The organism is Stutzerimonas sp. Brlt_14, from assembly GCF_051948915.1.
GTDB lineage: Bacteria > Pseudomonadota > Gammaproteobacteria > Pseudomonadales > Pseudomonadaceae > Stutzerimonas > Stutzerimonas stutzeri.
In genome coordinates this window covers 259,127-285,652 of the sequence record NZ_JAYJLM010000003.1, presented here as the reverse complement: position 1 = coordinate 285,652, position 26,526 = coordinate 259,127, and the positions used below count along the sequence as shown (strand labels likewise).

The 26,526-nt window shown below is 65.4% G+C and carries 26 protein-coding genes and 1 tRNA gene; 7 read left to right on the top strand and 20 right to left on the bottom strand.

The features are described 5' to 3' along the window. Positions 1 to 35: 35 nt before the first annotated feature. From VF716_RS08450 to VF716_RS08375, 16 genes are all read right to left on the bottom strand, one after another. Positions 36 to 725: an ABC transporter permease gene (locus VF716_RS08450; protein ID WP_011915108.1), complete on the bottom strand. Its 690-nt coding sequence runs from the start codon at positions 723 to 725 to the stop codon at positions 36 to 38. After that, on the bottom strand, positions 722 to 1,417 hold the full coding sequence (locus VF716_RS08445) for an ABC transporter permease (RefSeq protein ID WP_011915107.1): 696 nt from the start codon (positions 1,415 to 1,417) through the stop codon (positions 722 to 724). Before VF716_RS08445 ends, VF716_RS08450 begins: the two co-directional genes overlap by 4 nt. A gap of 64 nt (positions 1,418 to 1,481) precedes the next feature. Further along, entirely contained in the window at positions 1,482 to 2,237 is a 756-nt protein-coding gene (locus VF716_RS08440) for an ABC transporter substrate-binding protein (protein ID WP_011915106.1), read from the bottom strand. A gap of 14 nt (positions 2,238 to 2,251) precedes the next feature. Then, the gene (locus VF716_RS08435; protein WP_003281313.1) at positions 2,252 to 3,025 is read right to left on the bottom strand and encodes an ABC transporter ATP-binding protein; all 774 of its coding nucleotides are present in this window, start codon (positions 3,023 to 3,025) and stop codon (positions 2,252 to 2,254) included. Positions 3,026 to 3,264: 239 nt separating this feature from the next. Continuing rightward, positions 3,265 to 5,319 (bottom strand): BCCT family transporter, encoded by a 2,055-nt coding sequence (locus tag VF716_RS08430; RefSeq protein ID WP_011915104.1) that lies wholly within the window; start codon positions 5,317 to 5,319, stop codon positions 3,265 to 3,267. Positions 5,320 to 5,473: 154 nt separating this feature from the next. Continuing rightward, positions 5,474 to 6,217, bottom strand: coding sequence for a substrate-binding periplasmic protein (locus VF716_RS08425; protein ID WP_045157913.1), 744 nt, complete (start codon positions 6,215 to 6,217; stop codon positions 5,474 to 5,476). A gap of 186 nt (positions 6,218 to 6,403) precedes the next feature. Continuing rightward, positions 6,404 to 6,886, bottom strand: a complete 483-nt coding sequence (locus tag VF716_RS08420) for a thermonuclease family protein (RefSeq protein ID WP_013984433.1) — start codon at positions 6,884 to 6,886, stop codon at positions 6,404 to 6,406. 223 nt (positions 6,887 to 7,109) lie between these two features. Beyond that, positions 7,110 to 7,185 (bottom strand) — tRNA-Phe (locus VF716_RS08415). A 92-nt stretch (positions 7,186 to 7,277) separates the two neighbouring features. Next, entirely contained in the window at positions 7,278 to 7,550 is a 273-nt protein-coding gene (locus VF716_RS08410; protein WP_011915101.1) for an oxidative damage protection protein, read from the bottom strand. Further along, the gene (mutY, locus tag VF716_RS08405; RefSeq protein WP_048330234.1) at positions 7,547 to 8,614 is read right to left on the bottom strand and encodes an A/G-specific adenine glycosylase; all 1,068 of its coding nucleotides are present in this window, start codon (positions 8,612 to 8,614) and stop codon (positions 7,547 to 7,549) included. Before mutY ends, VF716_RS08410 begins: the two co-directional genes overlap by 4 nt. Next, complete coding sequence (locus VF716_RS08400; RefSeq protein WP_125883052.1) at positions 8,611 to 10,833, bottom strand: AsmA family protein; 2,223 nt, start codon at positions 10,831 to 10,833, stop codon at positions 8,611 to 8,613. Before VF716_RS08400 ends, mutY begins: the two co-directional genes overlap by 4 nt. A 192-nt stretch (positions 10,834 to 11,025) precedes the next feature. Further along, positions 11,026 to 11,424 (bottom strand): aspartate 1-decarboxylase autocleavage activator PanM, encoded by a 399-nt coding sequence (gene panM / locus VF716_RS08395; RefSeq protein WP_026012467.1) that lies wholly within the window; start codon positions 11,422 to 11,424, stop codon positions 11,026 to 11,028. An 88-nt stretch (positions 11,425 to 11,512) separates the two neighbouring features. Then, on the bottom strand, positions 11,513 to 12,295 hold the full coding sequence (locus VF716_RS08390; RefSeq protein ID WP_011915097.1) for an ABC transporter ATP-binding protein: 783 nt from the start codon (positions 12,293 to 12,295) through the stop codon (positions 11,513 to 11,515). An 11-nt stretch (positions 12,296 to 12,306) separates the two neighbouring features. Beyond that, the gene (gene ntrB / locus VF716_RS08385; RefSeq protein ID WP_013984430.1) at positions 12,307 to 13,176 is read right to left on the bottom strand and encodes a nitrate ABC transporter permease; all 870 of its coding nucleotides are present in this window, start codon (positions 13,174 to 13,176) and stop codon (positions 12,307 to 12,309) included. 26 nt (positions 13,177 to 13,202) lie between these two features. Then, positions 13,203 to 14,534, bottom strand: coding sequence for a CmpA/NrtA family ABC transporter substrate-binding protein (locus tag VF716_RS08380; protein ID WP_019406013.1), 1,332 nt, complete (start codon positions 14,532 to 14,534; stop codon positions 13,203 to 13,205). 359 nt (positions 14,535 to 14,893) lie between these two features. Further along, positions 14,894 to 16,195: a nitrate regulatory protein gene (locus VF716_RS08375; RefSeq protein WP_026006472.1), complete on the bottom strand. Its 1,302-nt coding sequence runs from the start codon at positions 16,193 to 16,195 to the stop codon at positions 14,894 to 14,896. Between the two features lie 129 nt (positions 16,196 to 16,324). On the opposite strand from VF716_RS08375, the gene hisB reads away from it, so the two are divergent. From hisB to VF716_RS08340, 7 genes are all read left to right on the top strand, one after another. Next, positions 16,325 to 16,918, top strand: a complete 594-nt coding sequence (hisB, locus tag VF716_RS08370) for an imidazoleglycerol-phosphate dehydratase HisB (protein WP_013984428.1) — start codon at positions 16,325 to 16,327, stop codon at positions 16,916 to 16,918. Then, positions 16,918 to 17,556, top strand: coding sequence for an imidazole glycerol phosphate synthase subunit HisH (gene hisH / locus VF716_RS08365; RefSeq protein ID WP_013984427.1), 639 nt, complete (start codon positions 16,918 to 16,920; stop codon positions 17,554 to 17,556). Before hisB ends, hisH begins: the two co-directional genes overlap by 1 nt. Further along, a complete protein-coding gene (locus VF716_RS08360) occupies positions 17,557 to 17,817 on the top strand; it encodes a DUF2164 domain-containing protein (RefSeq protein ID WP_003303327.1) in 261 nt (86 codons plus the stop codon). Positions 17,818 to 17,853: 36 nt separating this feature from the next. Continuing rightward, positions 17,854 to 18,597 carry a 1-(5-phosphoribosyl)-5-[(5-phosphoribosylamino)methylideneamino]imidazole-4-carboxamide isomerase gene (gene hisA, locus VF716_RS08355; RefSeq protein WP_011915091.1) on the top strand — a complete coding sequence of 248 codons (744 nt, stop codon included), beginning with the start codon at positions 17,854 to 17,856 and terminating at the stop codon, positions 18,595 to 18,597. 96 nt (positions 18,598 to 18,693) lie between these two features. Then, positions 18,694 to 19,464 (top strand): imidazole glycerol phosphate synthase subunit HisF, encoded by a 771-nt coding sequence (hisF, locus tag VF716_RS08350; RefSeq protein ID WP_011915090.1) that lies wholly within the window; start codon positions 18,694 to 18,696, stop codon positions 19,462 to 19,464. Positions 19,465 to 19,544: 80 nt separating this feature from the next. Next, on the top strand, positions 19,545 to 20,291 hold the full coding sequence (locus tag VF716_RS08345) for a substrate-binding periplasmic protein (protein WP_440552481.1): 747 nt from the start codon (positions 19,545 to 19,547) through the stop codon (positions 20,289 to 20,291). 230 nt (positions 20,292 to 20,521) lie between these two features. Further along, entirely contained in the window at positions 20,522 to 21,268 is a 747-nt protein-coding gene (locus VF716_RS08340) for a substrate-binding periplasmic protein (protein ID WP_017244169.1), read from the top strand. Positions 21,269 to 21,271: 3 nt separating this feature from the next. Here VF716_RS08340 and VF716_RS08335 read toward each other — a convergent pair whose 3' ends face one another. The 4 genes from VF716_RS08335 to gpmI all read right to left on the bottom strand — a co-directional run bounded on the left by VF716_RS08335 (position 21,272) and on the right by gpmI (position 26,386). Further along, the gene (locus VF716_RS08335; RefSeq protein WP_041755843.1) at positions 21,272 to 22,069 is read right to left on the bottom strand and encodes a divergent polysaccharide deacetylase family protein; all 798 of its coding nucleotides are present in this window, start codon (positions 22,067 to 22,069) and stop codon (positions 21,272 to 21,274) included. Continuing rightward, positions 22,066 to 23,388: a S41 family peptidase gene (locus VF716_RS08330; RefSeq protein ID WP_011915085.1), complete on the bottom strand. Its 1,323-nt coding sequence runs from the start codon at positions 23,386 to 23,388 to the stop codon at positions 22,066 to 22,068. Before VF716_RS08330 ends, VF716_RS08335 begins: the two co-directional genes overlap by 4 nt. Positions 23,389 to 23,459: 71 nt before the next feature. Further along, a complete protein-coding gene (locus VF716_RS08325) occupies positions 23,460 to 24,722 on the bottom strand; it encodes a murein hydrolase activator EnvC family protein (RefSeq protein WP_440552479.1) in 1,263 nt (420 codons plus the stop codon). A gap of 116 nt (positions 24,723 to 24,838) precedes the next feature. Next, a complete protein-coding gene (gpmI, locus tag VF716_RS08320) occupies positions 24,839 to 26,386 on the bottom strand; it encodes a 2,3-bisphosphoglycerate-independent phosphoglycerate mutase (protein WP_440552477.1) in 1,548 nt (515 codons plus the stop codon). Between the last annotated feature and the right edge of the window lie 140 nt (positions 26,387 to 26,526).

The following is a 26,526-nucleotide window of genomic DNA, read 5'->3' as shown; positions in this document are numbered from 1 at the left end:
TCACTGCCTCCTTGCACAAGGAGGCAGTGCGGGAATCAGCGTCCCTGGCAGGCGTCGACCCGCAGCCAGCGCTCCAGCAGTTTGAAGCCCTGCATCAGCACGAAGGCGATCAGCAGATAGATCAGGCCGGCGGTGAGGAACATTTCCTCGTGCAGGTAGGTGCGGGCGGCGATCTTGCGCGCCATGCCGGTCAGTTCCAGCAGTGTGATGGTGCTGGCCAGCGCGCTGGCCTTGAGCATCAGGATCACCTCGTTGCTGTAGGCCGGCAGGCCGATGCGCGTAGCGCGCGGCAGGATGATGTGCAGCAGTGCCTGGCTGCGCGACATGCCCAGCGCGCGGGCGGCTTCGACTTCGCCATGGGGCACGTTCTGGATCGCGCCGCGGATGATCTCGGCGATGTAGGCCGCGGTGTGCAGGGTCATGGTGATGATCGCGCACCAGTAGGGGTCACGCAGGTACGGCCAGAGCGCGCTTTGGCGCACGATGTCGAACTGCGCCATGCCGTAGTACACGAGAAACAGCTGGACCAGCAACGGCGTGCCGCGGAAGAAGAAGATGTAGCCGTAAGGCAATGCCCGCACCGCCAGATGCCGGGAAGAACGGGCGATGCCCAGCGGTACGGCGAGGATCAATCCGGTGATGACCGACACGCCGACCAGTTGCAGGGTCAGCCAGGCGCCGTCGATGAAGCTCGGCAGCCATTTGATGAAGATTTCCCAGGTCATGCTGCGCTCCGCACGAAGCCGCGGCCGGCACGTTTTTCGAGGAAGTGCATGCCGATCATGGCAACGATGGTCAGGCACAGGTAAATGAAGGCCGCCACCAGGAAGAAGGTGAAGGGTTCCTTGCTGGCGGTCACCGCGATCTGCGAGCGGCGCATGATCTCCTCGAGGCCGATCACCGAGACCAGCGCGGTGTCCTTCATCAGGATCATGAACAGGTTGCCGAGGCCCGGCAGGGCCAGGCGCCACATCTGCGGCAGGATCAGCCGCAGGAAGATACGGCGCTTGCCCAGGCCCAGTGCCAGGCCGGCTTCACGATGGCCCTTGGGAATGGCCAGCAGCGCACCGCGGAACACCTCGGTGGCATAGGCGCCGAAGCACAGGCCGAGGGCGATGGTGCCGGCGGCAAACGGGCTCAGGGCCAGGTTGGCGATGCCGAACAGTTCGCCAAGGCCGCGAATCAGGTTGATGGTGCCGAAATAGATCAGCAGCACCCAGAGCAATTCGGGTACGCCGCGCACGATGGTCGAGTAGGTGCCGCCGATCCAGCGCAGGGCGCTGTAAGGCGACGTCTTGGCCAACGCGCCGAGCAGGCCGAGCACCAGCCCCAGCGCCAGGGAGGCGAGGGCCAGTTGGATGGTCATCCAGGTGCCGGCGAGCAGGGCCGGACCGAATCCGTGAAGGTCAGGAATCATAGAAGCTCAAACACCGAAGCCCGGTCGGCCAGAAGGCTGGCGACCGGGCTTCGGCTCGGTTGGATCAGTAAATGCTGAACGGGAAGTACTTGTCGTTGATCTGCTTGTAGGTGCCGTCAGCGATGATCTCCGCCAGTGCCTTGTTCAGCCGCTCGCGCAGTTCATCGTTGCCCTTGCGCACGGCGATGGCGATCTTGTCGTCATCGAATACCGGCTCGCCCTTGAACTCGAAGTTCTTGCCGGCATCGCTCTTGAGCCATTCCCACTGCACGAAGGTGTCGGCCAGGATGCCGTCGACGCGACCGGAGGCCAGGTCCAGATAGGCATTTTCCTGGGTGTCGTAGAGCTTGATGTCGACGACGCGATCCAGGTTGTCTTCCAGCCAGGTGCCGGCGATGGTCGCGCGCTGCGCACCGATCACTTTGCCTTTCAGGTAGCTCTCGTCGGTCTTGAAGTCGACGTTCTTCGGCGCCACGAACTGCAGCTTGTTGGTGTAGTAGTGGTCGGTGAAGTCGACGGCGTTCTTGCGCTCTTCGGTGACCGACATGGAAGCGGCGAGGAAGTCGAACTTGCCGGCGTTCAACGCCGGAATGATGCCGTCCCAATCAGAGGTAACCACCTCGCACTCGACCTTCATCTTGGCGCACAGCGCGTGGGAGATATCCAGGTCGAAGCCGACCACCTTGCCGCTGGCGTCGATCAGGTTGAAGGGTGGGTAGGCGCCTTCGGTACCAATCCGTAGTTTTTCCGCCGCGAATGCCTGGGTGCCGATGATCAGCGAGGCAGCAGCGGTCAGCAGGATCTTCTTATAGCTCTTCATGCGGTGTTGCTCCATTAGCGATGGCTGGACATGAATTGTTTACAGCGCGCCGATTGAGGATTGTCAAATACCTGCTCGGGCGTTCCCTGCTCCTCGACCAGACCCTGGTGGAGGAACACCACTTCGCTGGATACCTGCTTGGCGAAATTCATTTCGTGGGTGACGAGCAGCATAGTCCGGCCTTCCTCGGCGAGCGACCGGATCACCGCAAGCACTTCTTGTACCATTTCCGGGTCCAGCGCCGAGGTGGGCTCGTCAAACAGGATCACCTTGGGCTGCATCGCCAGCGTGCGGGCGATCGCCGCGCGCTGCTGCTGGCCACCGGAAAGCTGATTGGGGTAGACGTGGCGCTTGTCGGCGATGCCGACCTTGGCCAGCAGGGCTTCGGCCACCTCGGTGGCTTCGGCCTTACTCTGGCCCAGCACGCGGCGCGGCGCCTCGATGATGTTGTCGAGGATGGTCATGTGCGGCCAGAGGTTGAAGTTCTGGAACACGAAGCCCAGCTCGCTGCGAATCCGGTTGAGCTGCTTGCCGTCGGCGGCGACCAGGTCACCCTGCTTGTCGCGCTTGAGCTTGAGCTGCTCGCCGGCCACCAGGATCTCGCCCTCGTGGGGGTTTTCCAGAAGGTTGATGCAGCGCAGGAAGGTGGACTTGCCGGAGCCTGAAGAGCCGAGGATGGAAATCACATCGCCGTCACGGGCGGTCAGCGAGATGCCTTTGAGAACTTCCAGATCGCCGTAGCGCTTGTGCAGGTTGCGGATTTCCAGTGCAGGGATGGCCTCGGCCATGAAGGGTCCTCTTTCAGACCGGCGATGGCCGCCAGGGTCCGGATATTCTGTTGGTGCGCTCCGCGCGAACTGCTCGCCATCCTGGCGAGGCGCAAACCTAGCATGCACCGCGGCATGCGCCAAGCGCCGATAAAGCGAGGCGCACGGGCTGTGGGCATCGAAAAGCTGCCATCTGTCGTCAACCACCGTTTTCGCTGGCGGCTTCGTATCGTCTGCGCCGGGCCGCCGTCGACCGGCCCCTACTGCGGCGCGACCTTCGGCGGCTCCGATTCGTTACCAAGCATTTCGTCGTGTTCGTCCATCTTCCACGGCAGGCTGCCGGGCGAGATATGCAGGAAGTGCAGGTACTTCTCGAACTGATCGAGGATGTCGCTGATGATCTCCGCCTGGTCATAGCCATAAATGTCATAGGACTGCCCACCACGGCGCAGGAACACCTCGGCGCGGTAGTAGTGCTCGTCGCCGTCCGGGCTTTGTGGCTGGGCGAAAGCCGGCATGGCGTAGCTGATCAGGCGGATCTCGTAGACGAAGTCGAGCTGGTCGTCCTTGATCACCTCCAGATACAGGCGCGAATTGGCTTCGTCTACCTGGACCTCGGCCGGCCAGCCCTGCTCGGTCAGACCACGCTGCACGCGGCGCATGCCCTTGAGCACGGTACTGGCCATGAAACCTTCCACCTCCTCGCGGCTGGGAAAGGTGACCAGCCCGGCCAGGCGCTTCTTCCACACGCCCGGGCCGGCTGCTGCGCTCTGCCGGTTGGCGGTCTGCACGTGGGTCTGCAGGCTCAGCTGATGCCCCTCGATCACCAGCGCCCGCCACATGCCCAAGGCGATCAGCATCATCAGGATGCAGAACGGCAGGCCGGCAGCGATGGCCATCGTCTGCAGCGCGCTGAGGCCCCCGGCGAGCAGCAGCACGGAGGCCACCACGCCTTCGATCGTCGCCCAGAACACGCGCTGCCAGGTCGGCGTATGGATGGCGCCGCCGGCGGCGATGGAGTCGATTACCAGCGAGCCGGAGTCCGAGGAGGTGACGAAGAAGGTCACGATCAGCAGCACCGCGAGGATCGAGGTCAGTGTGGTCCAGGGCAATAGCTCGAACAGCTTGAACAGCGCCACCGCGTGGTCGGCCTGCACATCCTGGATCAGCGTGTTGTACCCCTCGACCATGATCAGGTGCAGGGCCGTGTCGCCGAACACCGAGAACCAGAAGAAGGTGAACATGGTCGGCACGATCATCACGCCGAAGACAAACTGGCGGATGGTCCGACCACGGCTGATCTTGGCGATGAACAAGCCGACGAAGGGCGACCAGGAGATGGTCCAGCCGAAGATGAACAGCGTCCAGTTGCCGATCCAGTCGCTGCGGCTGTAGGCCTGCAGGTTGAAGGTGCGCTCGACGATGTTGTTCAGGTAGCTGCCGGTGTTCTGCAGGAAGGTCTCCAGGATGAAGATGGTCGGGCCGACTGCGAGCACGAACAGCATCAGCACCGTGGCCAGCACGATGTTGAGCAGCGACAGGTTCTTCACCCCCTTGTCGAGCCCGGCGACCACCGAGGCGATGGCCATGCAGGTGATGATGGCGATGGTGATCACCTGCACCGTGATGTCCACCGGTACGTCCCACAGATAGTTCAGGCCGGCGTTGATCTGGGTGACCGACAGGCCGAGCGTGGTGGCGATGCCGAACAGCGTGCCGAGGATTACCAGCACGTCGACGAAATGGCCGATCGGCCCGTAAATGCGCTCGCCGATCAGCGGATACAGCGCCGAGCGCAGCGACAGCGGCAGACCATGGCGGAAGGCGAAATAGGCCAGCGCCAGCCCGACGATGCCGAAGATGCCCCAGATGTGAAAGCCCCAGTGGAAGAAGGCGATCTGCATGGCCTGCTTGGCGGCATCCACCGTCTCCGGCGCGCCGGCCGGTGGCGTCGAATAATGCAGCACCGGCTCGGCGACACCGAAGAACAGCAGGGCGATGCCGTAGCCGGCGGAGAACAGCATGGCGAACCAGGCAGGGAAACTGTACTGCGGCTCGGAGTGGTCCGGCCCGAGCTTGATGTTGCCCCATTTGGTCAGGGCGATGCCGACGATGAACACCAGGAAGAACGCCACCGACAGCATGTAGAACCAGCCGAAGGTGCGGGTGATGTACGCCAGCACCGAATCGAACAGCTCCCCGGCCAGTTCCGGATTGCTTGCCGTGCCGATCACCAGCAGCAGCGTGATCACCACCGCGGGGATGAACACGGGAAACAGAATGATGGCCTTGGGCAATTTCCTAGCGGCGTCCATGGGCGGTCAGCCTCCGTTTGAGCGGGTGATGAGCGGGATGTACGCGGCGAAACCTTCGGATTGCCCGAACGCTGCCTTCTGGGTAGACGGCCCGAAGCGCCGAATGATTCAGCGAAAAGATGCGATGGAAGGTCGATCGGGGCGGCCGTGGCCGCTAGAAGGCAGGCTGCAGCCCGTGTCGGCGCAGGATGCGCGCGATGCTGCCATCGGCGATCAGTGCCTCCAGGGCATCGTCGAAACGCTGGAAGCGTGTCTCGCTCACCGCCACGCGGGAAAGCCCGATGGCGTAGGAAACGCTTTGCAGCTCACCCGCTTCGTGGATATCCACCAGCCGCTCCTGCTCGATCAGGTGCCAGGCCACATCCTGGTTGACCACCGCCACGCCCTGTCCGCCAAAGCGTCCGGCCTGCAGCATGCGCATCAGGCGGCGGTTGTCCGACTCCAGAATCATCTGCACGTCGTCCACCTGGGCCAGATGTTCGCTCAATACGAACGAGGTACCGGATGGGCCGTACACCGCAACGGTGCGGCCGGCCAGGTCTTGTGCGCGATGGAACACGAAGCCGCTGGCGCCGCGTGCATACACGCCGTAGCGCGAGGTCGCCAACATGCGGGTGAGGTGGAAGGCGCGTTCGCGTTCCGGCGAGCGGATCACGGTGAAAATGCCGTCCACCTCACCCGCCTCGGCCAGGGCCAGCGCGCGGCGCCAGGGCAGCAGCTGGATCGGGCAGTCGATACCCATCCGCGCGCAGACGGCTTCGACGATCTCGACGAAGGGCCCGGCGGCCCTGTCGTCGTCAGTCTTATGCGTGGCTGCGTAGGTGAATGGCGGGAAGTCTTCGGTGACGAAGCGCAGCTGTTCGGCATGGCTGTCGCCGACTGCCAGGGCTAGCGCCATCCAGAGTGCAATTCGGCGTATGGCCATGGTCGAGGTTCCCGGCGCGGCGACAGCAGCAGGTGCGCTCCGTCCGTGAGCGTCAGGCTAGCGCGTCGGGCGCCACAGCGCGACCCCCGGTGACGGTGTCGCGGATCGAGCGGCCGGGGCGAGTCTGCGGGTTACGCCGGTTTGCGAGGTGCGGGTTATCTAGCGCCTGGCGCTGCGCATTTCCTTGCGCCATTCCCATGGCGGTTGCTGTTCGGTCTTGTGCAACGCCCAGAGGCCCCGCTTGAACTCCCGGGCGACCGCCTCGAGATCGAGCAGGGTGCGGTCCTTCAGTTGAGCACGATATGCCCAGGCAGTGCCGGTGCGGACCATCTCGGCGTTGACGTCGGTGTCCCCGGCCCTGACGCGAGCCAGGGTTCGCCCCTGGTCGTCGCGACCCTGGACCGCGAGCTGGACGTTCTTGCCGAACACATAGCCGGAAAGTGCCTGACGGGCCTGGGCGCCATACGGCTGCTTGAGCTCCGGTGCATCGATCTCGGCCATCCGTACCCTGAGCCGATCGCCCTCGGCGGTACGGCAACTGAAGACGTTGCCATCGGCAATGCCGATCACCCGGCAGTCGGTTGTTTGCGCGGACGCGGGAAGGGCGGTGAGCAGCAGGGCGGCGAGTACACAGCGCAGCATGGGAGCGATCGCTTCGGTTGGGGCCGGCGAGGGTAACAGGCCGATCACCGGCCGAACCGGAGCCAGGTCTCAGATGGTCACGTTGGGCCCCGGCGGCAGCTGCGGGGAAGAATCCCATTGGCTATGCAGCCGATTCGGCTGAATTGCAGGCAACAAAAAACCCGCACGGGGCGGGCTTCTTGTGGGCTTTCGGATGATGCTGACACCACCTGAAAACGAAAGGTGGTGCCCAGGGACGGAATCGAACCGCCGACACGGGGATTTTCAATCCCCTGCTCTACCGACTGAGCTACCTGGGCAACGGGGCGCTATTAGACGGATTTGCCTTTTGCCTGTCAAGCGCGGCCCGGAAAATATTTAATCCGGACGGGCGCTTAGCGCAGCCGGGCGGTTATTCGCTGGGCGGCACGTAGCCTTCGGCCTTGGCGTAGTCCTCGCCGGAGAAGAACTTGTCCATCTCGCCCTGGAGAAACTTGCGGTCCTCGGCGTTCATCATGTTCAGGCGGCGCTCGTTGATCAGCATGGTCTGGTGTTTCTGCCAGTCGTCCCAGGCCTGCCTGGAGATGTTGTTGTAGATGTCCTCGCCTTTCTGGCCCGGGAACGGCGGGCGCTCGAGGCCGGGGAGTTCCTGGTTGTACTTGCGGCAGTTCACGGTGCGGGTCATGAGGTCTCTCCTGCATTCAATTCAGCGGCGGCGCGCTTGAGCAGTGTCTTTACCGGCGCGGCAAGGCCGAGGCGCGGCGGGGTGGCGAGGTTATACCAGAGCCAGTCCGCCTCGGCCACGGCGTCGGGCGCGGTCTTGACCCTGATCAGCCAGGGTTCGATGGCCAGCTGGAAATGGCTGAAGGTGTGGGTCAACCCTGGCAGTTCGCGACGGTCTTCCAGCTGCAGCGCATGCCGTTCGGCCAGAGGATCGAGGGCAGCGAGGTCATCCAGTTCCGGCAGGCTCCAGAGCCCGCCCCAGAGCCCGCTCGACGGGCGACGGTAGAGCAGGATGGCGCCGTCGCGATTGGCCAGCAGCGGCATCAGCGTGCGCTTTTGCGGCAGCGCCTTGCGCGGCTTGGGTACCGGGAAGTCGGTTTCGCGCCCGAGCAGGTGGGCGCGGCAGCCGTCCCTGAGCGGGCAGAGCAGGCAGCTCGGGCGGCTGCGCGTGCACAGCGTGGCGCCAAGGTCCATCATCGCCTGGGTGTAATGGTTGACCCGCTGCCGGGGGGTGAGGCGCTCGGCCACCTCCCACAGCTGGCGGGCCACCTTCGGCTCGCCGGGATAACCGTCCTGGGCAACGTAGCGGGCCAGCACGCGTTTGACGTTGCCGTCGAGAATCGGCGCGCGCAGACCCATGCTGATGCTGGCGATGGCGCCGGCGGTCGATCGGCCTATCCCGGGAAGCTCGGCGAGCTTGTCGACATCCGCGGGAAATATGCCACCGTATTCGGTAACCACGCGCTTGGCGGTCTTGTGCAGGTTGCGTGCGCGGCTGTAGTAGCCGAGGCCCGTCCAAAGATGCAGCACTTCATCTTCCTCGGCCGCGGCGAGCGCGTCGACGGTAGGCAGCGCATCCATGAAGCGGTCGAAGTAGCCGAGCACGGTGCTGACCTGGGTCTGCTGCAGCATGATCTCCGACACCCAGACCCGGTACGGCGTGATGTTCTGCTGCCAGGGCAGGTCCTTACGGCCGTGGCGGTCGAACCAGTCGAGGACCGCCGCGCCGAACTGCTCCGGGCTCATCGCTTGAACAGGCCCTTGAGGGCGTCCTTGAGTTCCGGGCTGACCTTGTCGCCGAGCTTCTCCTCGATCTTCTCGTTGAGCCTTTCGCCGGCCAGCCTGGCGGCGATCTTGCCGAGGGCGTCATTGTCGAAACGGCAGGCCTTGGCGCCCAGCTCCAGCGGCCCGCGGCAGCGCAGGGGCCACTCGATGCCGACGTAGCGCTCGTTGACCTGACAGGCAGGGTCCGGCATGGCGCCCTTGTCGCCTTCGATGACGATGCCGACGCGATAGTCCATGCCCAGCACGCGCAGGTCGACATCGCCGTTGCCATTGACCGTCAGGCCGGGGATGCTGGCCTTGAGGTCGGGGTTGCTGGCCACGCCGTTGCGCAGGGTCAGGTTGCCCTTGAGTTCGCGGAAGGGGGTGTCCTTGCTGCGTGGCTCGCTGGACAGCGGCTTGCGGTTGAGCGTGGCGATGGCGCGGCAGAGCTGCTGCTCGAGGTTGGCATCGACCAGCACGCCGTTGTCGATGATGAAGCCGACCTTGCCGTTGAGGTTGTCGACCCAGGCCTTCTGGCTGTTGCCCTGGGTGCGCAGGTCGGCATCCAGGTTCAGCAGGCCCTTGACCACTACCTCTTCGCCCTGGCTTTCCAGCAGGCGCTCGATTGGCACGCCGTTGAAGCGGTTCTGCAGCGTCAGCAGCGGCTGGGCCTGGCGCACGTCGAGGCTGGCGCTGCTGTCCAGGCGTCCGCCGTAGAGGCCGCCGCGCAGTTCCTGCAGGTTCAGCTGGCCGTTGCGGGCTCGGGCCTTGAGGTTGAAGCCCTCCAGTGGCAGTTGCATGGCGGTCAGGCTGCCGATGGCCAGGCTGACCTCGCTGTCGAGCTTGCGCAGCTGATCCAGCGGCAGCACCGAGGCCTCGCTCCAGGCCTGCTGGGTCGGTGCGTTGGGCAGCGGGGTGCTGCCGCTGCCGACCGCGGCGGCCTGGGTGTTCTTCACTTCGCTCTTGCGCGCGGCGCCGGCCGGCTCGTCCTTGCTTGGCGGCGGCAGGTAGCGGTCGAGATTCAGCCGATCACCCTTGAGGTCGACGCGCAGCGCCTGGCGGGCGAAGTCGCTGATGGCGATGCGGCCGGTGAAGGTGCTGTCATCGAGCTTGAGGGTCAGTTCTTCCAGCGCCAGGCTGTTGGCCGTACCGCTCAGCCGGCTGACCAGCTCGGCCCTGTTCAGCGCATTGCCATCGGCCATGGCCGGCAGTTGCTGCCCTGTGCCCTGGAGGAATTCGCGCAGGTTGAACTGCGCCACGGTCATCGCGCCGCTGATCTTCGGTTCCTTGTCCAGGTCGCGCGCCTTCAGCTCGCCCAGCCCGCGCAGCTGGTTGGCGGTGAACTTGAGGCTGTTCCATTCGGCGATCTGCGCGGCGAGATCGACCAGCAGCTGGCCCTGGGCGCTGAAGGTCAGCGTCTGCCCTTGCAGCGGTTCGCCGGAAGCCTCGCCGGACAGGCGCATGTCTTCGAACTGGTAACGCTTGAGCTGGTTGTCGAAGCGCAGTGCACCTTGCAGCTCGGTACGCGCGCGCATCACCGGCTGGTTGCTGCCGAAGAACGCGTTGAGCTTCACCGGGATCGAGCTGCCCTCGCGGATCGCGCCGGTCGTGAGCTCGATGCTTTCGGCGCTGTATTGCTGGCCGGTCTTGGCGTCGTGGTAGGTGACCCGTGCATCGCTGACGGTAAGACTGTCGATATCCAGCGTGAGCGGCTTGCGTGCAGGCGATGCCTCTTCGCGCTGTTCGGTTTGCGGCTCGGCAGCTTTCGGGGTTTCGCCAGCCTGTTCGCTGCGACCGGTCGGCTGGCCGACGCCTTCCCAGTTGCCGCGACCCTGTTCATCACGGCTGAGCGTCAGGTTCAGGCCGTTCACCTTGATATCGCTCATCTGCACTTCGCGGCTGAGCAGCGGCATCACCCGCACGGAGAGACCGAGCATGCGTAGATCGGCGAACGGTTGCGCGGGTGTCTGCGCACTGGCCAGGGTGGTCTCGTGCAGTTCCAGGCCGAGCCAGGGGAACAGGCTCCAGCCGATGTCGCCCTTGATGTCCAGTTCGACGCCGGCCTTGCTGCGTGCCAGGTCGCGGATCTCGTCCTTGTAGTCGTTGGGATCGAACAGGTGGGTCAGGGCGAAGCCTGCCGCCACCAGGATCAGCAACAGCCCGAGAAAGACCAGACCCAGGATTTTGCCGAGCGATTTCATGGACGAGTCCTTGTAGATGAGCGATCTGAAAGGTGCCGAGTATAGCCCCGTGCCTGCACTTGTCGGGAACGCGGTCGGCGTTGGAGTACCGTTGCGGGTGCGGGTTCCGCAGCTGGCCGCCGTACAGGGCAGGTGCGCCCTGTGGCAGTGATCAGGCCTGACGCCGCGAGCGCCGGGTAGCCAAGGAGTGGCTCAGAGCGGGTCCAGCGGCAGATGGGTGCGCGCGGCCAAGGCGCTGGCTTCCAGATGGCCGGCGGGAGCGGCCAGGCGCAACGGTTTGCCGGCTTCACTGGCCTGGCGCTGGGTTTCCTCCAGCAGCCGGCGGCCGACGCCGCGCTTGCGGGTGAGCTTGCGTACGCACAGGTGCGACAGGCGCCAGGCGTCGTCGCCGCGCTGCAGCAGGGCGGCGCCGAGCAGGCGGTCATTGAAGCGCCCGGCGATCAGGCTGCCATCGGCCAGCGCCGCGGCGATCAGCGTGTCGGCGCTGGAATAGGGCGCCAGCAGCCAGTCGGGTGCATCGGCGTAGATTTTCGCCAGGTCGGTAAGGTCCTGCGGGCTGGGCTGGGTGACGGATTCGACGTAGACGGGCATGGCGACCTTGCGACGGCTGGGCGGAATGCCGGCAAGCATACGCCGAACCGCCGCCAGCGCACGAGACGCCGGCGGTGGGCGCGCCCGATCAGTGCAGGCGATGGCGCTCGTGGAGGAAACTCAGCACCGCACGACGGTAGTGGTTGTACTCGGGGTCATCGGCCAGGGCGATGCGGTCGCGCGGGCGCGGCAGTTTCACGTCGAGAATCTCGCCGATGGTCGCCGAGGGGCCATTGGTCATCATCACGATGCGATCGGAGAGCAGCACGGCCTCGTCGACATCGTGAGTGATCATCATCATGGTGTTGCCCAGCTCCTTCTGGATCTTCATCACCTCGTCCTGCAGGTGCGCGCGGGTCAGCGCATCCAGCGCGCCGAACGGCTCGTCGAGCAGCAGCACCTTGGGCTTCATCGCCAGCGCGCGGGCGATGCCGACGCGCTGCTTCATGCCGCCGGAGATTTCCTGCGGGTATTTGTTCAGCGCATGGCCCATGTTCACCAGCGCCAGGTTGTGCTCGATCCATTCGCGCCGTTCGCGCTTGCCCATGCTGCGCTTGAACAGCTTGTTCACTGCCACCTCGACGTTCTCGTAGACGGTCAGCCAGGGCAGCAGCGAATGGTTCTGGAACACCATGCTGCGGTCCGGGCCCGGCCCGCGCACTTCCTTGCCGTCGAGAATCACCCCGCCGAGGCTGGGCTCCAGAAGCCCGGCGACGATGTTCAGCACCGTCGACTTGCCACAGCCGGAGTGGCCGATGATGGATATGAACTCGCCCTTCGCGATGTTCAGGTTGATGTCCTTGAGCACTTGCGAGGCGAGGTTGCCGCGCACGAAACTCTTGTCCAGGTGTTCGATGGAGAGATAGCTCATGGCGTTGCTCCTCAGTTGGCCGGAATGCCGCGAGTGATGCGCTGGCCGACGAAGGCCACCAGGCGATCGAGCACGAAGCCGACCACGCCGATGTAGACGAGCGCGAGGATGATGTCGCTGATGCGCGAGGCGTTCCACGCATCCCAGATGAAGAAGCCGATGCCGACGCCGCCGATGAGCATCTCCGCGGCAATGATCGCCAGCCACGACAGGCCGACGCCGATGCGCAGGCCGGTGAAGATGTAGGGCGCGGCGGCCGGCAGCATGATGGTCTTGAAGTATTCGAAGCCATTGAGCTGCAGCACCTGGGCGACGTTGCGGTAGTCCTGCGGGATGTTGCGGATGCCCACCGCGGTATTGATGATGATCGGCCAGATCGCGGTGATGAAGATGACGAACAGCGCCGAGGGATGGCTGTCCTGAAAGCCTGCCAGCGACAGCGGCAGCCAGGCCAGTGGCGGCACGGTGCGCAGCACCTGGAAGATCGGATCGAGGCCGCGCATGGCCCAGTCCGACTGGCCGATCAGCACGCCGAGGCCGACCCCGGCGACTACCGCCAGCAGATAGCCGACCGCTACCCGTTCGAGGCTGGCCAGCAGTTGCCAGGCCAGGCCCACGTCATTGCCGCCGTTGTCGTAGAACGGATCGACGATCAGCTCCCAGGTTTCCGCGATCACCTGCGAAGGCGGTGGCAGCGCGGCATCGGCACCGGAGCAGAGCATCTCCCAGATCACCCCGAGCACCAGCAGGATGACCAGGGGTGGCAACAGCTGCTGCACCGCGTAGCGGCCGCTACGCTGCATCAGGGCAGCGGCTCTGGATGGGCGGACAATGGACACCGGCTCGGTGCTGGCGGGCTGCAGTTTGACGTTGGCATTCATGGGCTTTTCCTCGCGGGTTGCGGCTATCAGGCCATGGCCTTGATGGTCAGGCTGTCCAGGTAGGCTTGCGGGTTCTCGGGGTCGAACAGCTTGCCGTCGAAGAACTTCTCCACGCCGCGGGAGGTGGAGGTCGGGATCAGCTCGGCGGGCAGGTTCAGCTCGCCGGCCGCGGCGCGCCAGATGTCTTCGCGGTTGACCTTGGCGATCAGCGCCTGGCTGTCGAAGTCGGCCGGCAGGTAGCCCCAGCGCTTGTTCTCGGTGAGGAACCAGAGGTCGTGGCTCTGGAACGGATAGGAGGCGTGGTCGTCCCAGTAGCGCATCTGCTCGGGATGGTTCTCGATGACCTTGCCGGTGCCGTAGGCGAAGTTGCCCTTCATGCGGTCGACGATGTCCTTGTAGGGCGCGCCGATCCACTTGCGTTGCGAGCAGATCTTCGCCACTTCTTCCTTGTTCTCGGCCTTCTCGCAGAACTGTTGGGCTTCCATGATCGCCATGGTCAGCGCCTTGGCCGCGTTGGGGTTGGCCGCCACGTAGTCGCTGCGCAGGGCGAAGGCCTTTTCCGGGTGGTTGTGCCACAGCTCGCCGGTGGTGTTGGCGGTGTAGCCGATCTTCTGGTTGATCAGCTGGGCGTTCCACGGTTCGCAGACGCAGAAGGTGTCCATGCTGCCGACCTTCATGTTGGCGACCATCTGCGCTGGCGGCACGACGATGGTGTTGATGTCGGCGTTCGGGTCGATGCCGCCGGCGGCCAGCCAGTAGCGCATCCACAGGTCGTGGGTGCCGCCGGGAAAGGTCACCGCGGCGCTGACCTTCTTGCCGCCGGCCTTCTTCGCCTCCAACGCCGCCTTGAACGGCGTGCTGTCGAGGCCGATCTTCAGATCGCGATACTCCTCGCCCACCGAGATGCACTGCCCGGCCAGGTTGAGCCGCGCGAGGATCGACATGGGCACCGGCTGGTTGTTCGGCGTGACGATGCCGGCACTGATCAGGTAGGGCATGGGCGTGAGGATGTGCGCGCCATCGATGCCATTCTTCGCCGAGCCGAGCACCAGGTTGTCGCGGGTGGTGCCCCAGGAAGACTGCTTGAGCACGTCGACCTCGGTCATCCCGTACTTGGCGAAGAAACCTTTCTCCGCGGCGACGAACAGCGGTGCGGCGTCGGTCAGGGCGATGAAGCCGAGCTTGGCCTTGCTGGTTTCCACGTCGCCGCCCGCAGCCCAGGCGGCCGAACGCATGCCCAGGGACATGCCGCCGAACAGGGCGACCCCGCTGGCGGCGATGATCGAATGCTTGAGGAAGCTGCGGCGCGAGGCCAGGGTCAGGTCGCTGGGCTGGTCGTTGTTCGGCTTGTCGGTCATGGTCGAATTTCCTTTGGGCGAAAAAAAACGGCGCCACACCGCCCGGCTGGAGCCGGAGAGCGTGGACACCGTTGTCCTGAAAAGTCAGTTGTGGAAGCCGAGCGATCCGGCCTTGAACAGGCCATTGCGAAAGCTGTGCCAGGGCGCACTGGAGGCGCCCGTCGGCGCCGCCGGAATGCTCGAGCGACAGGCTGGTGGGCAGGTAAATCAGGCACTTGGCTCGCGCAGTCGAGGCGCAAGGTTGGCGCGCCGGCGAGGCGAGTCGCCGCCCTCGGCGAGCTGAATGAGCCGGTCGGCTTGCGGGTCGCTGCACAGTCGCGGGGCAGGGCGGGCCCCTGGGCGGCACGGCGTGCCTGTTTTCAGTGCCGGCAACGCTGGCCGCGTGCGGCCGTGTTCGCCGAACCGTCCAACGCCAGCAGGCGCTGGGCGACTTCCTCCAGGCGCAGGCCCTGGTTCATGGCTGCCTGACGCAGCCGGCCGTAGGCCTCGCCTTCCGAGCAGCCCTGCTGGCGCATCAGCTGCTGCTTGGCACGCTCCACCTGCTTGCGCTCGTCCAGCGCCTGGCGTGCCTCGCGCAACTCCTCATTGAGGCCCTGCAGGCGCACGCTCTGGGTCAGCAGCAGCTCCAGCGTCGAGCGCGCCACCATCGCGGTCATGCCATCCGGCGGTGGCGTGTCGAGGTCGCTGGCCTGCACGCTGAACAGCTTGGCCTGCTCGGCGGCGGCGTGCATGTCGGCGATGCCGTCGAGCAGCTTGCGATGGCTCTGCAGGTCCTTGCGGATGCGCTCGATGCTCTGCCGGCACTGCTGCAGCAGGTCCTGCTCCAGGCGCGTCTCGACATGTTTCATGGCGTCGATGCGGCCGGTGTGCAGCTCGAACCAGAGTTCGCCCAGCTGCGCCTCGACCGCCGCGCCCGGGCTGGTCCGGCGGGCGATGTCGCGCAAGCGGCAGGCGTTGATATTGGTATCGCTGGCACACAGGGCTTGCCATAGCGCCTGCGCCGCCGGGCTGGCGAAGCGGCTAAAGGTGTCGAAGCAACGCTCCTGCCCTTCGAGCAGGTGCTCCAGGCGCTCCAGCATGTCGGCGCGGAAATAGCCGCTGGCGAAGCCGACTACCCCCAGTGCGCGCTCCTGGCCGGCCAGCTCCTTGCCCTGCATGAAGTTGAACAGTGCCACCAGGCAGCGCGTGATGTGCGGATCGGAAGCGGTGTCAGCGGCTTCGAAGACGACGGCCAGCAGCCCGCCGATCAGGCGTACCAGCGTCGCCGTGGCGTCCTGCATGCTGATCGCGTGCTCGCGGATGCGTCGGCGCAGCGCGGGCAGCTCGTCCAGGCTGTGCAGGGCATAGGCGATGCGGGTGAACAGCCGGGTCTTGTCCGCCGCGCTGACCGCCTCCAGGTCGATGCGGTCCAGATCCTGGCGCACCGCACGCTCCAGCGCCTCGGCCTCCAGGCTCAGCGCATCCAGCTGCTGGCGCTGGTGAGCGGCATTGCCGCCGAGGTAGATGTTCGAATAGCCGCGTTCCTTCTGCAGCGCGTGAACCAGCTGGCTGATGCGCGTGACCAGCTCGCAGGTGCGGGTCAGATCCTCCAGGCCGAGCAGTTCGCTGCGCCGGGAGGCGAGCATGAAGCGCAGGGTCGCAGGCATTTTCCGTCCGTGCATGGGCGGCACCTCGGCGGTTGGACGACCAGCTTCCTGCAAGATGCAGTCCAGCCGCCCGGCGCATATCCGCGCCCGGGCGTTTGCGCCTATAATGAGCCCCTTTTCGCCCCACGATCAGCGGAGCTGTTGATGTCCGAACGTACGGCTTGCGTAGAGCGCAACACCCTGGAAACCCAGGTCAAGGTCACCATCAATCTCGATGGCACCGGCAAGGCGCGCTTCGCCATCGGTGTGCCTTTCCTCGAGCACATGCTCGACCAGATCGCCCGTCACGGGTTGATCGACCTGGATATCGAATGCAACGGCGACCTGCACATCGACGACCACCACACCGTCGAGGACGTCGGCATCACCCTCGGCCAGGCCTTCGCCAAGGCCATCGGCGACAAGAAAGGCATGACCCGCTACGGGCACGCCTACGTGCCGCTGGACGAGGCGCTGTCGCGGGTGGTGATCGACTTCTCCGGGCGTCCCGGGCTGACCATGCACGTGCCTTACACCCGTGCGGTGGTCGGCAAGTTCGACGTCGACCTGTTCCAGGAATTCTTCCAAGGCTTCGTCAACCACGCCCTGGTGACCCTGCACATCGACAACCTGCGCGGAACCAACACCCACCACCAGATCGAGACGGTGTTCAAGGCCTTCGGCCGCGCGCTGCGCATGGCCATCGAGCTCGATCCGCGCATGGCCGGGCAGATGCCGTCGACCAAGGGGTGCCTGTAATGCAGACCGTTGCCGTCATCGACTACGGCATGGGCAACCTGCATTCGGTGGCCAAGGCGCTGGAGCATGTCGGCGCTGGCCGCGTGCTGATCACCAGCGATGCGCAGGTCATCCGCGAAGCCGACCGCGTGGTGTTTCCCGGCGTCGGCGCGATTCGCGACTGCATGGCCGAGATTCGCCGGCTGGGCTTCGACGAACTGGTCCGCGAAGTCAGCCAGGACCGCCCGTTTCTCGGTATTTGCGTCGGTATGCAGGCCCTCATGGAGCGCAGCGAGGAGAACGACGGCGTCGACTGCATCGGCCTGTTTCCCGGCCAGGTGCGCTTCTTCGGCAAGGATCTGGTTGAGGACGGCGAGCACCTGAAGGTGCCGCACATGGGCTGGAACGAGGTCAAGCAGGCGGTGGATCACCCGCTCTGGCACGCGATCCCGGACAATGGCCGCTTCTACTTCGTGCACAGCTATTACATCGAGGCCGGCAATCCGCGCCAGGTGGTCGGCCGTGGCCACTACGGCAAGGACTTCGCCGCCGCGCTGGCAGAAGGCTCGCGCTTTGCCGTGCAGTTCCACCCGGAAAAGAGCCATACCCACGGCCTGCAGCTGCTGCAGAACTTCGCCGCCTGGGATGGCCGCTGGTAAATGAGCCGGGCCAAGCTCAAGCCGCCGGTCCTGACGCTGGATGCCGCTCAGGAGCAGGCGGCGCAACAGGTCATCAAGCGCTTTCTGCAAGAGCGGTTCGAACTCGAACTGGGCTCGTTCGAGGCGCAGGAAGTGCTCGATCTGTTCGCCCGGGAAATCGCGCCGCTGTATTACAACAAGGCGATCTTCGACGTGCAGAGCCACCTGAAGGAGCGGTTCGAGAGCATCGAAAGCGACTTGTGGGCACTCGAGAAGAGCTGACCCTTAACCGACACTTGATTTGAACAGGTTCAAGCCATGCTGATTATCCCCGCTATCGATCTCAAGGACGGCGCCTGCGTACGTCTGCGCCAGGGCCTGATGGACGACGCCACGGTGTTCTCCGATGACCCGGTGGCCATGGCTGCCAAGTGGGTCCAGGCCGGCTGCCGCCGCCTGCATCTGGTCGACCTCAACGGGGCCTTCGAAGGCCAGCCGGTCAACGGCGAAGTGGTCACCGCCATTGCCAAGCGTTACCCGGACCTGCCGATCCAGATCGGCGGCGGCATCCGTACCCTGGAAACCATCGAGCACTACGTGCGCGCCGGTGTCAGCTACGTGATCATCGGCACCAAGGCGGTGAAAGAGCCGGAGTTCGTTACCGAGGCCTGCCGCGCCTTCCCGGGCAAGGTGATCGTCGGTCTGGACGCCAAGGACGGCTTCGTCGCCACCGATGGCTGGGCGGAAGTCTCCAGCGTGCAGGCCGTCGATCTGGCCCGCCGTTTCGAGGCCGATGGCGTCTCGGCGATCGTCTACACCGACATCGCCAAGGACGGCATGATGCAGGGCTGCAACGTCGAGGCCACCGTGGCCCTGGCCAACGCCAGCCGTATCCCGGTGATCGCGTCCGGTGGCATCCACAACATCGGCGACATCCAGAAGCTGCTCGACACCAACACCCCGGGCATCATCGGAGCCATTACCGGCCGCGCCATCTATGAAGGCACGCTGGATGTGGCCGAGGCGCAGGCGCTCTGCGACCTCAAGCTGAAAGACGAGTAAGCCGTAAGGCGGACCACGCTCCGTGTGCCGCCATGCATTCGGTGACCCGGCGGATAGCGCCATGCGGCCCTGTCCGCCCTACGAGAGAGATCGACCATGGCCCTGGCCAAACGCATCATTCCCTGCCTCGACGTGGACAACGGCCGCGTGGTCAAGGGCGTCCAGTTCGAGAACATCCGCGACGCCGGTGACCCGGTGGAGATCGCCCGGCGCTACGACGAGCAGGGCGCCGACGAGATCACCTTCCTCGACATCACCGCCAGCGTCGACAACCGCGATACCACGCTGCATACCGTCGAGCGCATGGCCAGCCAGGTGTTCATCCCGCTGACCGTGGGTGGCGGCGTGAGGACCGTGCAGGACATCCGCAACCTGCTCAATGCGGGAGCCGACAAGGTCTCGATCAACACCGCCGCGGTGTTCAACCCGGACTTCGTCGGCGAGGCCGCGGACCGTTTTGGCTCACAGTGCATCGTGGTCGCCATCGACGCCAAGAAGGTCTCTGCGCCGGGCGAGCCGGGCCGCTGGGAAATCTTCACCCACGGCGGCCGCAAGCCCACCGGGCTGGACGCGGTTGAATGGGCGAAGAAGATGGAAGCCCTCGGCGCCGGCGAGATCCTGCTCACCAGCATGGATCAGGACGGTGTGAAGAGCGGCTACGACCTGGGCGTCACCCGCGCCATCAGCGAAGCGTTGTGCATCCCGGTGATCGCGTCGGGGGGCGTCGGCAACCTGCAGCACCTGGCCGATGGCATCCTCGAGGGCAAGGCCGACGCGGTACTGGCGGCCAGCATCTTTCACTTCGGCGAGTACACGGTGCCGGAGGCCAAGGCCTACCTGGCCGCTCGCGGCATCGTGATGCGTTGATCGCGGCGCGCCGCCGAGACGGCTGACGCGCTACAAGGACACGCCCGCTGCTGTTGCGGGCGAGCAATCAGGAGATTCTCATGCTCAAGACCATCGCTTCCATTGCCAGTGCGTTGCTGTTCGGCGCCTCGCTGGCTCATGCCCAGGCCCCGGCGAAGATCGACCTGCTGACGGAGAACTTTCCGCCCTACAACATGGCGGCCGACGGCAAGAACTTCGCCCGCGATGAAAACATCAGCGGTATCGCGGTGGACATCGTGCGCGAGATGTTCAAGCGCGCCGGGGTCGATTACACGCTGACACTGCGTTTCCCCTGGGAGCGCATCTACGGCATGGCGCTGGAGCAGGCCAACTACGGGGTGTTCGTCACCGCGCGGCTGCCCGAGCGGGAAGAGCTGTTCAAGTGGGTCGGCCCCATCGGCCCGGACGACTGGGTACTGCTGGCCCGTGGCGACAGTCCGATCAACCTGACCAGCCTGGACCAGGCCCGCCAGTACACGGTCGGCGCCTACAAGGGTGACGCCATCGCCGAGCACCTGGAGGGCCAGGGTCTGCAGCCGTTGCTTGCCCTGCGTGATCAGGAGAACGTGAAAAAGCTGCTCGACGGCAAGATCGACCTCTGGGCCACGGGCGACCCGGCCGGCCGCTACCTGGCCCGACAGGAAGGCGTGACCGGGCTCAAGCGCGTGCTGCGCTTCGACAGCGCCGAACTCTACCTGGCGCTGAACAAGCAGGTGGCCGACGAGACGGTGCAGAAGCTGCAGCAGGCACTGGACCAGATGCGCCGCGAAGGCGTGATCGACGAGATCAACGCGCGCTATCTCTGAGTTGCTTCCTCTCGCCTGACGCGTTTGCCGCGTCAGGCGGGTGATGGCGGCGCGCCAGCAGGGTGCGTCGCACACGCCTCTCGCGCCGTTCTGGCGCACACATCGTGTTCTTGTCAGCCACCGCCCGAGTACCGCGGCGGTGCTGCTGCGCTGGTTCGCATCTTGCTTTCGACCGCTTCGGCCATGATCCGCGGAGGGGCGGATCGGGAATCAGAACCAGGGAGCGAGCCATGCTTAAACGAATCCTAGCCGCCATCGTGCTGCTGCTCTGCAGTCATGCCCATGCCGAGCTGCCCGACGACTATCGCGTCGTGCTGCTGACCGAGAACTTTCCACCTTTCAACATGGCCGAGGACAACAAGAACTACGCGGCCGATGCAAAGATCCATGGCATCAACGCCGACATCGTTCGCGAGATGTTCCGCCGGGCGAACATCCGCTACGAGCTCAGCCTGCGCTTTCCCTGGGATCGCATCTACAAGCAGGTGCTCGAACAGCCCGATCAGGGGCTGTTTTCCACCACCTTCACTGCCGAGCGCGAGCCGCAGTTCAAGTGGGTCGGGCCCCTGGCGAGCATCAGCTGGGTGCTGCTGGCGCCAGCGGACAGCTCTCTGCAGCTGACCGGGTTGGAACAGGCACGCAGCCTGCGCATCGGTGCATACAAGAACGACGCGGTGAGCCAGCATCTGGAGCGCCTGGGGCTGGCGCCGATCAATTCGCTGCGCGACCAGGAGAACATCGGCAAGCTGCTCAAGGGCCAGATCGATGTCTGGGCCACTGCCGATCCGGTCGGCCCCTATCTGGCCAAGCAGGAAGGTGTGACCGGGCTGAAGCCGGTGCTGCGTTTCAATGAGGCGCGATTGTTCCTTGCGCTCAATCGGGCGACGCCGGACGAGGTGGTCGAGCGCTTGCAGCGGGCGCTCGATGCGATGCGTGCCGATGGCACGGTGGACGGCATGCTGCGTCGCTACCTCTGATTTTCAGCGGTAGATACCGCCGCGACCGTGGGCGGCCATGGCGCGATTGCCGCGCGTGGCGATCATCTGGCCAACGTCCACCCACTCGATGCCCTGCGCAGTCAGGCGCGGCAGTTCCCGCTCCAGGAGCGCCAGCGTGCTCTCGTGGGGGTGGCCGATGATCACCACCGAACCCTGCTTGCGCGCAAGCGCGATCGCGGCCTGGAACCGCTCTGCCACCGCAGCGGGGGATGGGTCGTCATCGAGAAAGATATCCCGCGACAGGCTCGCCAGCGCGGTGCGCTGCGCGCTGGCAGCGGCCACGGTGCGAGGGCTGGTGCGGCTGTCGAGGAAGAACAGATGACGACGCTGCAGCTCGCCCATCAACCAGGTCATGGCTTGCGGCTGCTCGGTCATGGCGCTGCCCATGTGATTGTTCAACCCGCGCACGTGGGGCACGGCGGCCAGCGCAGCGTCAAGGCGGCGTGCCAGCTCGTCGTGGGGTAGTTGCGGATGCCAGGCGAAGCGGCCACCGGCGGGCGCCATCGGCATGTGCAGCATTACCGTCTTGCCGGCGCGATGGGCCTGTTCGGCCAATTCCGCGGCGTGGCGCGTACCGGGCAGGATGGCCAATGCGACCGGCCCGGGCAGCTGCAGCACGCGGCGGTCGCGTGCGGGGTTCTGGCCGAGGTCGTCGATGATCAGGGTCAGACTGGGCCGCGCGGCGACGCGCCGGTCTGCATCGGCTTCGTCTGCAAAGCCTGGCTGCCCGGCCAGCGCCAGGAGCAGCGCCAGGCCGGCCGTCCAGCGCGGCATGCTCATTGGCCGCGGGTGAGGTTCAATCCCTTGAGCAGGTTCAGCGCCTGACCGAGCTGGTAGTCATCGTCCTGCGGCCGATCCGAGTCGCTGGCGATCTGCGTGCTGGTTGGCCGATCCGGGCCGCCGTTGCCATTGCCCAGATGCCCGGCCAGATCCGCTTCGCGGAAGCCTTCGGCAGCCTGTTCGCGGGTCAGCTTGGCACGTTCGACGACGATATCCGGCTCGATGCCCTGGGCCTGGATCGAGCGGCCCTTGGGCGTGTAGTAGAGCGCCGTGGTGAGCTTGAGCGCGCGATCGTTGTTCAGCGGCAGCACGGTCTGCACCGAGCCCTTGCCAAAGCTGTCGGTGCCCATGACCACCGCCCGCTTGTGATCCTGCAGGGCGCCGGCCACGATCTCCGAGGCCGAGGCGCTACCGCCATTGATCAGCACGACCAGCGGCACCCCTTCGCTGGCATCGGCCGTATCGGCGTTGAAGCGCAGCTCGGAATTGGCGATGCGGCCCTTGGTGTAGACGATCAGGCCCTTGGTGAGGAAGTGATCGGAAATCTCCACCGCGGCCTGCAGCACGCCGCCGGGGTTGTTGCGCAGGTCCAGCACCAGGCCGTTGAGCTTCTTGCCGCCATTGTCCTTCTTCAGCTTGGCCAGCGCCTTGCCAACCTCCTCGCCGGAGTTGACCTGGAACTGGGTGACACGCAGGTACCCGTAACCGGGCTCCAGCAGCTGGCTCTTGACGCTGCGGACCTTGATCACCGCACGGGTCAGCTTGACGTCGAACGGCTGGCCGCCTTCGCGTACCAGCGTCAGGCTGATGGTGCTGCCGGGTTTGCCGCGCATCTTGGCGATGGCGTCCATCATCGACAGACCCTTGGTCGGCTGCCCGTCGATCTTGACGATCAGGTCGCCGGCTTCGATGCCGGCCTTGGATGCCGGCGTATCGTCGATCGGCGACACCACCTTGATGAAGCCGTCCTCCATGCCGACCTCGATGCCCAGCCCGCCGAATTCGCCGCTGGTGCTTTCCTGCAGCTCGGCAAAGGCTTCTGGCTCGAGATAGGCCGAGTGCGGATCGAGGTTGCTGAGCATGCCCTTGATGGCGTTTTCCAGCAGGGTCTTGTCATCCACCGGCTCGACATAGGCCGCCTTGATGCGGTCCAGGACCTCGGCGAAGGTGCGCAGCTCGTCCAGCGGCAGCGGCGCCTTGGAACTTGGTACTGCAGCCGCTTCCGCCGGAGGCTGCTGGGCCCAGGCACCGCCTTGCATGCCTAGCAGGATGGCCAGGGCGAGCGTGGAAGGGCGGGCGAAACGGCGCAGGTGCAACATGTCGAACTCCAGTAATGAGAGGGCACGCCAGGTGGACCGGGTGGCTCGGCGGGGCCGGATGCCGCCATCGGTCAGCCTTGCGCGCGGCACCATTGGGCAGGGTCGCTGGGGCGACCGTGCTGACGAATGGCGAAATACAGTGCGGCGGTTTCCTGGCCGCCGCTGGTGCCTACCGTGGCAATCGGGTCACCGGCCTTGACGATGTCGCCGGCGTCCCGCAGCAGGCTCTGGTTGTGTCCGTAAAGGCTCAGGTAACCGTTGCCGTGATCGAGGATCACCAGCAGGCCGGCACCGCGCAACCAGTCGGCGAACACCACCCGGCCGCCATGCACGGCACGGACCTGGGTGCCGGCATTGGCGCCGATCAGTACGCCGTCCCACTTGGTTCGAGCATCGCCGCCGCGTGGAGTGCCGTAGCGGGCGACGAGACGTCCGTCCACCGGCCAGGGCAGTTTACCTTTGGCCTGGGCGAACGGCCCGCCAAAGCTGCCACCGGCGCTGGATACCAGCGGGCCACTCGGCGCGGAGCTGCCGCTGGGCCTGGCTTGTTGTTGCTGCTGCTGACGCTGGCGTTCGGCAAGCAGTTCGCGCTGACGAGCCTCCTCGGCCTCGCGTGCCTGACGGGCCAGCGTCTCTTCGATGGTCTTGAGCACCCGCTCGAACTGCGCCTGTTCCTGGCGGCGAGCCTGCAGCCGCTGCTCTCGGCTGGACAGGTCGCTGTTCAGCTTGGCCAGTGCCTGCTGGCGCTCCTTGCGCACTTCGGCCAGCTGATCGCGGCGCTCCAGCAGGCCGTCCTTCTTCTCGGCGAGCAGGTTCTGCTGCGCTTCGATGTCGGCCTCGACGTTGGCCAGCTGGCGCAGTGTCTCGTTGAAGCTGTCGAGCTGCTCGAGGCGGGCCTTGTTGAGATAGTCGTAATAGGTGAGGGTGCGACTGAATTTTTCCGGGTTCTGCTGATTGAGCAGCAGCTTGAGGTATTCCTGGCGACCGTTCTGATAGGCGGCGCGGGCCTGCAGGCCGATCAGGCGCTGCTGTTCCAGGCGAGCACCTTCGAGGGTGGTCTTCTCCTCGTTCAGGCGCTCCAGCTCGGCCTCGCTGCGGTCGATTTCCTGCTGCAGGGTGTCGACCTGCTTTTCCAGCTGGCCCATCTCGCTTTCGGTGGTCTGCAGCTGTTTCTGGACGCCGGATTTCTCCTGCTCGATCTGCTTGAGCAGCTTCTGCAGTTCCGCGATGTCCTGGCGGGCGGCTTCGATCTGCTGGCGCGCGGTGGCGCGCTCGTCCGCCACGGCCGGGCCGAGCAGGCAGAGAAAGGCGAGAGCGAGGAGTGTACGAGGCATGGAGGGCTGTCAACCGAGGGTTATGACCGGCGTAGTATGCCTAAAAAGCGGACGGGAAGCTTGAGGCCCGTCGCGGGAAGCGAAGGCGTGCGCCCCCGGCTTCCCGCCGGCACCCGTCAGTTGAGTTCGACGATGGAGCGGCCGGTCATTTCCTGCGGAACCGGCATGCCCAGCAGGGTCAGCATGGTCGGCGCGACGTCGGCCAGTACGCCGCCTTCGCGGATCGAGACGTTGCGCTTGCCGATATAGATGAAGGGCACCGGCTCGCAGGTATGCGCGGTATGCGCCTGCCCGGTCATGGCGTCTTCCATCTGCTCGACGTTGCCGTGGTCGGCGGTCAGCAGGGCTTCGCCGCCGACCTTGTCCAGCGCCTCGACGATGCGACCGACGCAGCTGTCCAGGCACTCCACCGCCTTGACCGCCGCTTCGAACACGCCGGTATGGCCGACCATGTCGCCGTTGGCGTAGTTGACGACGATGACGTCGTAGCGCTGGTTCTCGATGGCCTCGACGATGCGGTCGGTGACCTCCGGCGCGCTCATTTCCGGCTTGAGGTCATAGGTGGCAACCTGCGGCGAAGGAACCAGGATGCGCTCCTCGCCGGGGAAGGGTTCCTCGCGGCCGCCGGAGAAGAAGAAGGTGACGTGGGCGTACTTCTCGGTTTCGGCGATGCGCAGCTGGGTCTTGCCGTTGTTGGCCAGATACTCGCCGAGCACGTTGGTCAGCGCTTCCGGGGCGAAAGCGGCGGGTGCGGGAATGCTCGCGGCGTACTGGGTGAGCATGACGAACTCGGCCAGTTGCGGCACTCGGGCACGCTCGAATTCCTTGAAACCGGGTTCGACAAAGCAGCGGGTCAGCTCGCGGGCGCGGTCGGCGCGGAAGTTCATGAACACCACGGCGTCACCGTCTTCGACACGTACCGGCTCGCCGATGCCGGTGGCCTTGACGAACTCGTCGCTCTCGCCGCGCTCGTAGGCGGCGATCAGGCCGTCCACCGCGTAGTCGGAGCGGTACTCGGCCTTGCCGTCGACGATCAGCTCGTAGGCCTGCTGCACGCGGTCCCAGCGGTTGTCGCGGTCCATGGCGAAGTAGCGGCCGATCAGGCTGGCGATACGGCCCTTGCCCAGGCGGGTGAAGGTGGCCTGGAGCAGTTCGATGGAGCTTTGCGCGCTCTTCGGCGGGGTGTCGCGGCCGTCGAGGAAGGCGTGCAGGTAGATCTTCTCGGCGCCGCGCTGGGCCGCCAGCTCGGCCATGGCGACCAGATGATCCTGGTGGCTGTGCACGCCACCGTCGGAAAGCAGGCCGAGGATGTGCACCGCCTTGCCGGCACCTACGGCCTTGTCGACCGCAGCGCAGATGGTCGGGTTGGCGAAGAATTCGCCGTCGCGGATCGCCTTTGTCACCCGGGTGAAGTCCTGATACACCACGCGCCCGGCGCCCAGGTTCATGTGGCCGACCTCGGAGTTGCCCATCTGCCCGTCCGGCAGACCGACATCCATGCCGCTGCCGGAGATCAGTCCGTGTGGCTGAGTCGCCAGCAGACGATCGTAGACCGGCTTGCGCGCGGCATAGATGGCATTGAAATCCGGGCTGTCGCTGTGCCCGAAGCCATCGAGAATGATCAGTACCAGAGGTTTGGGCGCGGCGGTAGGGGCGACGGGCATGCTTTCGGGCTCCTTGCACGGGGGCGGAAAAGGGCGGCCAGTCTACTGGCTGGCCGTGGCGAGGTCACGAATCATCAGGGTTCAGCCACTCGGAGGGGCTGTGTATACTGGCCCGCATTTTATCGTCCGGGTACCCGTTG

Excerpts from the sequence above, each read along its gene's own strand:
- VF716_RS08330 (WP_011915085.1), bottom strand. The coding sequence starts at position 23,388 with ATGTTGCACCTGCGCCGTTTCGCCCGCCCTTCCACGCTCGCCCTGGCC.
- hisA (WP_011915091.1), top strand. The coding sequence starts at position 17,854 with ATGCTGATTATCCCCGCTATCGATCTCAAGGACGGCGCCTGCGTACGT.
- VF716_RS08435 (WP_003281313.1), bottom strand. The coding sequence starts at position 3,025 with ATGGCCGAGGCCATCCCTGCACTGGAAATCCGCAACCTGCACAAGCGC.
- panM (WP_026012467.1), bottom strand. The coding sequence starts at position 11,424 with ATGCCCGTCTACGTCGAATCCGTCACCCAGCCCAGCCCGCAGGACCTT.
- VF716_RS08430 (WP_011915104.1), bottom strand. The coding sequence starts at position 5,319 with ATGGACGCCGCTAGGAAATTGCCCAAGGCCATCATTCTGTTTCCCGTG.
- gpmI (WP_440552477.1), bottom strand. The coding sequence starts at position 26,386 with ATGCCCGTCGCCCCTACCGCCGCGCCCAAACCTCTGGTACTGATCATT.
- hisF (WP_011915090.1), top strand. The coding sequence starts at position 18,694 with ATGGCCCTGGCCAAACGCATCATTCCCTGCCTCGACGTGGACAACGGC.
- VF716_RS08375 (WP_026006472.1), bottom strand. The coding sequence starts at position 16,195 with ATGCACGGACGGAAAATGCCTGCGACCCTGCGCTTCATGCTCGCCTCC.
- VF716_RS08400 (WP_125883052.1), bottom strand. The coding sequence starts at position 10,833 with ATGAAATCGCTCGGCAAAATCCTGGGTCTGGTCTTTCTCGGGCTGTTG.
- mutY (WP_048330234.1), bottom strand. The coding sequence starts at position 8,614 with ATGAGCCCGGAGCAGTTCGGCGCGGCGGTCCTCGACTGGTTCGACCGC.
- VF716_RS08425 (WP_045157913.1), bottom strand. The coding sequence starts at position 6,217 with ATGGCGCTAGCCCTGGCAGTCGGCGACAGCCATGCCGAACAGCTGCGC.
- VF716_RS08325 (WP_440552479.1), bottom strand. The coding sequence starts at position 24,722 with ATGCCTCGTACACTCCTCGCTCTCGCCTTTCTCTGCCTGCTCGGCCCG.
- hisH (WP_013984427.1), top strand. The coding sequence starts at position 16,918 with ATGCAGACCGTTGCCGTCATCGACTACGGCATGGGCAACCTGCATTCG.
- VF716_RS08445 (WP_011915107.1), bottom strand. The coding sequence starts at position 1,417 with ATGATTCCTGACCTTCACGGATTCGGTCCGGCCCTGCTCGCCGGCACC.
- VF716_RS08450 (WP_011915108.1), bottom strand. The coding sequence starts at position 725 with ATGACCTGGGAAATCTTCATCAAATGGCTGCCGAGCTTCATCGACGGC.
- VF716_RS08390 (WP_011915097.1), bottom strand. The coding sequence starts at position 12,295 with ATGAGCTATCTCTCCATCGAACACCTGGACAAGAGTTTCGTGCGCGGC.
- VF716_RS08335 (WP_041755843.1), bottom strand. The coding sequence starts at position 22,069 with ATGAGCATGCCGCGCTGGACGGCCGGCCTGGCGCTGCTCCTGGCGCTG.
- VF716_RS08360 (WP_003303327.1), top strand. The coding sequence starts at position 17,557 with ATGAGCCGGGCCAAGCTCAAGCCGCCGGTCCTGACGCTGGATGCCGCT.
- VF716_RS08345 (WP_440552481.1), top strand. The coding sequence starts at position 19,545 with ATGCTCAAGACCATCGCTTCCATTGCCAGTGCGTTGCTGTTCGGCGCC.
- VF716_RS08340 (WP_017244169.1), top strand. The coding sequence starts at position 20,522 with ATGCTTAAACGAATCCTAGCCGCCATCGTGCTGCTGCTCTGCAGTCAT.
- VF716_RS08410 (WP_011915101.1), bottom strand. The coding sequence starts at position 7,550 with ATGACCCGCACCGTGAACTGCCGCAAGTACAACCAGGAACTCCCCGGC.
- VF716_RS08440 (WP_011915106.1), bottom strand. The coding sequence starts at position 2,237 with ATGAAGAGCTATAAGAAGATCCTGCTGACCGCTGCTGCCTCGCTGATC.
- VF716_RS08420 (WP_013984433.1), bottom strand. The coding sequence starts at position 6,886 with ATGCTGCGCTGTGTACTCGCCGCCCTGCTGCTCACCGCCCTTCCCGCG.
- ntrB (WP_013984430.1), bottom strand. The coding sequence starts at position 13,176 with ATGAATGCCAACGTCAAACTGCAGCCCGCCAGCACCGAGCCGGTGTCC.
- VF716_RS08380 (WP_019406013.1), bottom strand. The coding sequence starts at position 14,534 with ATGACCGACAAGCCGAACAACGACCAGCCCAGCGACCTGACCCTGGCC.
- hisB (WP_013984428.1), top strand. The coding sequence starts at position 16,325 with ATGTCCGAACGTACGGCTTGCGTAGAGCGCAACACCCTGGAAACCCAG.